This is a genomic window from Oceanispirochaeta sp., assembly GCF_027859075.1.
Taxonomy (GTDB): Bacteria; Spirochaetota; Spirochaetia; order DSM-2461; family DSM-2461; genus Oceanispirochaeta.
Genome location: NZ_JAQIBL010000114.1, coordinates 1 through 6,456 on the forward strand (window position 1 = coordinate 1; position 6,456 = coordinate 6,456).

At 50.5% G+C, this 6,456-nt stretch carries 6 protein-coding genes; all 6 read right to left on the reverse strand.

What is annotated here, in order from left to right:
• A partial coding sequence (locus PF479_RS06545; RefSeq protein ID WP_298003815.1) for a DUF6259 domain-containing protein occupies positions 1-1,172 on the reverse strand: 1,172 nt, incomplete at its 3' end.
• Positions 1,159-2,547 (reverse strand): hypothetical protein, encoded by a 1,389-nt coding sequence (locus PF479_RS06550; RefSeq protein WP_298003818.1) that lies wholly within the window; start codon positions 2,545-2,547, stop codon positions 1,159-1,161. The genes PF479_RS06545 and PF479_RS06550, both read right to left, overlap by 14 nt.
• On the reverse strand, positions 2,544-3,632 hold the full coding sequence (locus PF479_RS06555; RefSeq protein ID WP_298003821.1) for an ABC transporter ATP-binding protein: 1,089 nt from the start codon (positions 3,630-3,632) through the stop codon (positions 2,544-2,546). Before PF479_RS06555 ends, PF479_RS06550 begins: the two co-directional genes overlap by 4 nt.
• A gap of 19 nt (positions 3,633-3,651) precedes the next feature.
• Positions 3,652-4,749, reverse strand: a complete 1,098-nt coding sequence (locus PF479_RS06560; RefSeq protein WP_298003823.1) for a carbohydrate ABC transporter permease — start codon at positions 4,747-4,749, stop codon at positions 3,652-3,654.
• 2 nt (positions 4,750-4,751) lie between these two features.
• Positions 4,752-5,669: a carbohydrate ABC transporter permease gene (locus tag PF479_RS06565; protein ID WP_298003826.1), complete on the reverse strand. Its 918-nt coding sequence runs from the start codon at positions 5,667-5,669 to the stop codon at positions 4,752-4,754.
• Positions 5,670-5,740: 71 nt separating this feature from the next.
• The coding region (locus tag PF479_RS06570) for an extracellular solute-binding protein (RefSeq protein ID WP_298003829.1) at positions 5,741-6,456 on the reverse strand (716 nt) is incomplete at its 5' end.

Sequence of the window (6,456 nt, forward strand, 5' to 3'; positions counted from 1 at the left end):
AGGAGCTGCCCTTTGAAAGAAAGAGCCTTGATCAGAGTCAGATCGGTCAGCCCGAAGGGGTTTCCACCCCGGAGAATCCCACCGGGAAGAATCTTCAGATCCCGCCAGGTCATTTCAAAGCAGTCAGCCTGATAATAGTCGGACACTCCCTGTATCCAGACCTCCAACCCTGCTCTGTGAAGGCTCTCTATCAGCGTGTTGTATCCCAGACCCCAGATTTCCCCCGGGGGCACAGCCGCGGCTCTTCCGGCAACCTGATCCAGCTGTATCAGGTCGGCACCCAGGGACTGGAGCCGCTGAGCCTGTTTCAACAGTTCATCCCTCCAGGGAGGGAATTGAGGGTCCATCACATAAAAGCGGCGGAGGCCGTACTCTTCCACCCGTTCTTTTCCCCTCTCCTCCAGGCATATTCCATCCCTAAGCCGGGGATACCGGGACAGCTGGTCCGTCTCCATCAGCCGGGCGTTCATATAGAAGGAGAGGCGGAAGCCCATCATCTTCAGCTGTGCTGCTGTTTCTTTCAACAGCGAGGGGCCTCCCAGTCTTTCCGAGGGAGAATAGTCGGGGTAGGCTCTGTCGTGACCGGCTCCGTAACCAAAAATATGCAGAACCGGAGGAATGGTTTCTTCGGGGAAGTCCTTCAGAATGGATTTTCCCAGAGTCTCCAGGCTCCGGAATCCTTCTTTTTCCGGCAGGCCGCATCTGCCGTCGGGGCCGATCAGGCCGACCTGGAACTGTTTAGGGAGGAATTTCAGTCCCTTGAGGGATGAAGATAACCATCTTTCAGGCAGGGAGGCCGTCGTCCACTGTTCCCGTCTGGCGGGTTGAGCTGCAAATCGAAAATTCAGAGAGTCCTGTGAATTGGAATGAAGGGTCAATTCAGAATGGAAACCCTTTTCAGACGTTTGTATCTGAAAGAGAAGGCCCGAACCCCTCAGTGGAAACAAAGCCACAGCCAGAGTGCCCGCTGTGGCAGGCCAGGAGAGGGTCAGTCCTGATTCCAGACAATTTTCCCTCTGCAACACCGGGTATACCCCATCAATGGGGAATCCTTCCCCTTCCCTGTTGGGCCAGATACAGTATCCTTTTCCCCTGACCAGCAGCTCTATTTTTCCCTGTTCGGGAGATTCGGTAAGAGTCAGCTTTAATCCGGGAGTGTTAAAGAGGACCATAGTGTTCCATGCCCTGTTTCATCCAATCCCTCAGGGCATCATAGGAGTTTTCGGACCGGGCCAGACGGAAGTTCTCTTCCAGGCGCAAAACGGTCTCGGGGGACAGCAGCCAGTCAATGACGTCTTGAGCGGCATGATTCAGAACCTGCTCATCCAGATAATACAATCCGTCTTCCTTTCTCCGGGCAGAGTTCCCCAGGGATATGACGGAATAACCCCGGGGTCGGATATCCGCCTGGAACACGGGATATTCATACACGATGACCGGCTTGCGGGCAAATAGGGCTTCAAGAAACTGATTTCCCCATCCCTCAAAGAGGCTGGGATAGGACACAAGATCGGCATAGGGGTAGGTGTCGAAGAGGGAGTAGGTTTTCGTCTCAGCGGATGAACTTCGCCGGGCTGCAATCCGGAAGCTGAGGAACCGGTAGGGAATATCCTTTCTCTGCATCAGAGATTCCAGCTCCTGACGGTAGCCTTCGGCTTCCTGCTCCGCATAACCTCCCAGAATGAAAACAAAACGGGAGCGGGAGCCGATCTTTTTCCCATTGTAGAGAGTCTTACCGGCAAGCTGATCCAGATAGGCCGGAGAGTTCAGTTTCTGAATGAGAGGCGGAATGAGCTCGATGCCCTTGCGCCTTACAATTCGAGTCGCCTGAAGTATGAGGATGTCATCCTCTTTAAGGTCAAAATCTATCAGGATTTGGCGGTTGAAATCATCCTTCTTCCATTGTTTGACAGAAAAATCGAGGCTGTCCGGAAATATCATGGCCTTGATCCCGCAGTGTTTCAGAAGGTTCTCGGCGGCCAGAGAATTGATGACGGCATGTTTCATTCCCGGTAGTACCGGGGGAACATAATGTTTCAGGAAGTTCTCTATCAGGGGCCCGCTGGGTTTCTGAAAATCGTCTCTTTCCCAATAGAAATCATGATGTGTCGCAAGAGAGGGAATTCCTGAATCCTTCAGGCATTTATAGAAGGACCTGGCTGCGGCGATATGCCTGCCGTGTGAAAAAATATTATGGAGGAGAATAAAATCAGGCTGACAGGACTTCAATACACGATTGATTTCAAAAATCATCCGGTCAGACAGGGCTTTCAGATCCAGAATCAGTTCTTCTTCCATCCTGTAGTCTTTCAGTCCTCCAAAGGCATTCCGGCTGATCTTCCGGGCTTCAGATGTGTCAAAGTCCAGGTCCTCGATAAGATAGTCGGCTCCCTTACTCGCTGGACCGGCCAGGAGGGCACAGGAAAATCCCATCTCCTCCAGGATCTGCCGGCGTTTTTCAATTTCAAGAGAGACACCATCAGTCCAACCCACTCTATAGTGACAGATCAGGACTTTCGGTTTTTTCTTTATGTCCGGATCCGTCATGAAATCCGTTTCTCTGTTTCTTTATTAAAGAAGTGCAGATGCTTCGGGTCAAAATCAAAGGAGACTGGATCTCCGGGAGAGAGTTTCTGATCCGAAGAGATCACGATTTTTACAATCTGGTCTTCCACTTCCACGGCCAGAACCTGATGGGATCCCTGGGGTTCCACCACGAGGACTTCGGCATGAAGTATGCCTTTCTCCCCAGGAACAAGCTGGAAATCTTCGGGGCGGACCCCCAGAATCAGCGTTTCCTCTCCTTCCTCAATCAGGGTTTTCAGGTTTTCTTTTTGAAGGGCCAGGCTGAAGCAGGGGTGTTCAAGGCTGCCTTTCTCTCCCTTTTTTTTGAGGGTTACCGGGAAGAAATTGGTAGGAGGAGTGCCTATGAATCCGGCCACAAACATATCGGCGCTTCTGAAGTAGACATCATCGGGAGTTCCAACCTGGATGATCAACCCGTCTTTCATGATGACGATCCGGTCGGCCATGCTCATAGCCTCGGACTGGTCGTGGGTGACAAACACACTGGTGGCACCCGTCTTCTGATGGATGGCTTTGAGTTCTGTCCTCATGGTCACTCTCAGTTTGGCATCCAGATTGGACAGGGGCTCATCCATCAGGAAAAGTTTCGGCTTCACTGCCAGAGCCCGGGCCAGGGCGACTCTCTGCTGCTGTCCTCCCGACATCTGTCCGGGGAATCTTTCCAGCATCTCTTCTATCTTGACCATAGCGGCCACTTCTTCCACCCGCTTTTTTATCTCCTCTTTGGAGAGGCCTTTGAGTTTCAGGGAGAAACCGATATTGTCAAATACGGTCATATGGGGCCAGATGGCATAATTCTGAAACACCATGGAGATATGCCTGTCCCGGGGGGGCAGGTCGGTGATATTCTGACCGTCCAGGGTGATGGAACCTCTCGTGGTTTCCTCCAACCCGGCAATCATACGCATACAGGTCGTTTTACCGCAGCCGGAAGGTCCCAGAAAGACAATGAATTCCTTGTCTTTAACCACCAGGTCCATTTTGCGGACCCCCCAAACTTTTCTATTATATCTTTTTGCCAGATCTTCTAATTGCAGTACTGCCATTTCATTTTCCTTATTTAATTCAGACTTTGACGCCCCCCCACATCTGGAGGATGTACTTCCGGATGAACAGGGTAAATACGATGGCAGGCAGAGCCTGCGCCACGGAACCCGCGGCTATAAGATGGACCTGGGCATTGGCTCCCAGGAGGGAGCGGTAGACAATCACCGGCAGGGTGGGGTTGAATTGTGTCAGTATCAAAGCATTAATCACTTCATTCCATGAATAAATGAAGGAGTACATGGCGCAGGCGGCCAGTCCTGGGACGGCGAGGGGGAGGGTTATCCTGAAAAAAGCTCCCACCCTGGTCGTTCCAAAGATCTGTGCCGCTTCTTCCAGGGATTCGGGAATCCCCATAAAGATGCTGGCGGTGATCCATATACTCAGAGATATCTGATTGATCGAATAGATGAGGCTGAGACCGGCGGGTTTATCGTAGAGTCCCATTTTTCCAAGGATGATGACCATGGGAAGGGCAATGGCAACGGGGGGGAACATCCGGACAAACAAAACACTCAGTTTCAGGAGATTCTTTCCTTTGAAGATATACCGGGCAAAGGCATATCCTGCCATTCCTCCGATACTCAGGCTGATGGCGATGGTAAGCAGAGCCGTGGTCAGACTGGCCATAACCGAAGGGAGAGCCCCGGAATAGAGGCTGAAAAAACGGCTGTAATTCGAAAACAGGCCCTTTTTCAAGGTAAACTGAACCATCCCTTCCCGGTCAATCTTATCCATATACATCAGCATTGTTTCTTCTTTCAGGCTGCTGTTTGAATAGTTCCTGATGAAATTATAAAGTTTGCGGACCGATCTGTCTTCTCTGGTTGTAGCCACAGGGCCGAAGGGCATAAAGCTGTCTTCCGAGTGGTTGTAGATCTGCAGGGCATATCCCTTTTCTCCCGGGTTATCCTCCACAGGAAGGAGTCTGAACTCTACTTTCGTCGAGGGAATCAGTGGTTTAGGCCATTCCGAATAGCTCTCATAGTCAGACATCAAAGAGAAGGTAAAAAGGAAGAACATGGGAAAAAGCAGAGCCATGGCAACCCCAGTGACAATAATATAGAGGGTGGTTGTCTTGGCGGAACGGGTGACCTGCTGTGTTATCTTTTTATTCATTCTCAGACTCCCTTGCCTTCGGTCTGATCAAAGGCTCCCGATACCTTGAGGTAGATATAGGAAACAGAGGAGACAATGAGAGACACCAGGACGGAAAGGGCCATTCCTTTTCGGAAGAACTCATCTGCAATGTACTGGTCCACATTGAGAACAATCTGTTCCAGCAGCACGGGCAAACGGTTAAAACCAAAGAGCATGACGATGATCAGCCATATCTGAATCGCCGCTATGATTCTGAGAATCATGGCTGTGGTAATGGTCTGTTTCATCAGAGGAATCGTTATTTTCCGGAGGACCTGAATCTTGTTGCCACCGAAGACATATCCGGCTTCGAACATTTCTGGTTTGAGGCTCTGCATCCCGGATAGGAGGATCACCATCATATAGGGGATGACCTGCCAGGCGTCCACCAGAATGATCAGTATCATACGCTGGAAGTTTGTCCCTGCCAGAAAGGTAAATTTCTCTGAAGCCTCGATAAAACCCATGCTGATCAGAAAGGAGTTCAGCCAGCCATAGGTTGCCAGTCCGCTGTTCCACATGGCACCCACGGCTACGGCGGGAAGAGACATGGGGATGAGGGCCAGAAAAAGAAAAAAGCCTGAACCCTTAAATTTCATATTGATCAGGAGTGCCAGGCCAAAGGCCAGAAAAAACTCCAGGGTCACGCTGATCAGTACAATAAAAGCGGTATTAAAAAGAGCCTGATAAAAAAGGGGGTCCTTAAAGAGGCTCATATAATTCTGAAAGGTTAACTGACCCCCCTTAGACAGGGGAGCACTCAAAAAACTCCCGCTGACGGCTTGAATGACTGGAAACAGCCAGAACAGGGTATAATAAAGGACAACGGGTGCTATAAGAAGGTAAGGAATGATCTGTTTCTTCCTTTCTCTTCCGATTGTCCAATGAAAGAGGGACATAGAAACCTCCGGTATTGTGGAGAATCACAGGGCAGGACCTGTGAAGGAATCCTGCCCTGTAAAAGTGAGATTTATTTTTTCAGAGAATTTATTTTTGCCTGAGCCTCATCGAGGTAGGCTTTATCGATGGCACCTCTGTTCAGGATCAGTTCCTGGAAGGCATCGTCAAAAACCTGTTTTACCGCACCCCAGGAAGTATAGTCCCCACCGGGGACACCGGAAACAACACCGTTTTTCATCACATTAATCCCTTTGGCGATGATTTCATCTTCTGCGGAGTCACCCAGTTTGGCAATGGCTTCATCGATAGGAGGAATAAAGCCGCCTGTACCCCGGGCTATATTCACGGCCATTTGGGGCTCTGTCATAAATTTAATGAATTTCACTGCCAAATCGGCATTGGGAGCTCCTTTGACCACGGCAAAACCGCTGGAGCCGGCTATAGATCCGATTCCTTCGGGCCCTTTAGGAGCAGGAGCCAGAACGTATCCTGAAGGATTAGAGCGATAGGCTTCACCGCAGCGAACCATATGGGCTACTGTCAGCCAGGCTTCTCCGGTTTTCATGGGAGAAGAGACATTGTCATAGGTATTAACCGTAGGAGTGTAGGCGTCTTTCATGGCAGCCAGTAGGTTCCAGGCTTTCATGGCACCAGGGGAGTTGATCACAGGGAATTCTCCACCATAGGACAGGAACATTCCGCCGTACATATAGATCAATGATTTCTGTGGAACACCGGTTACGGCTGTTTTTCCTTCACCCTCACCCTCGGCAATGGCGACGGCCC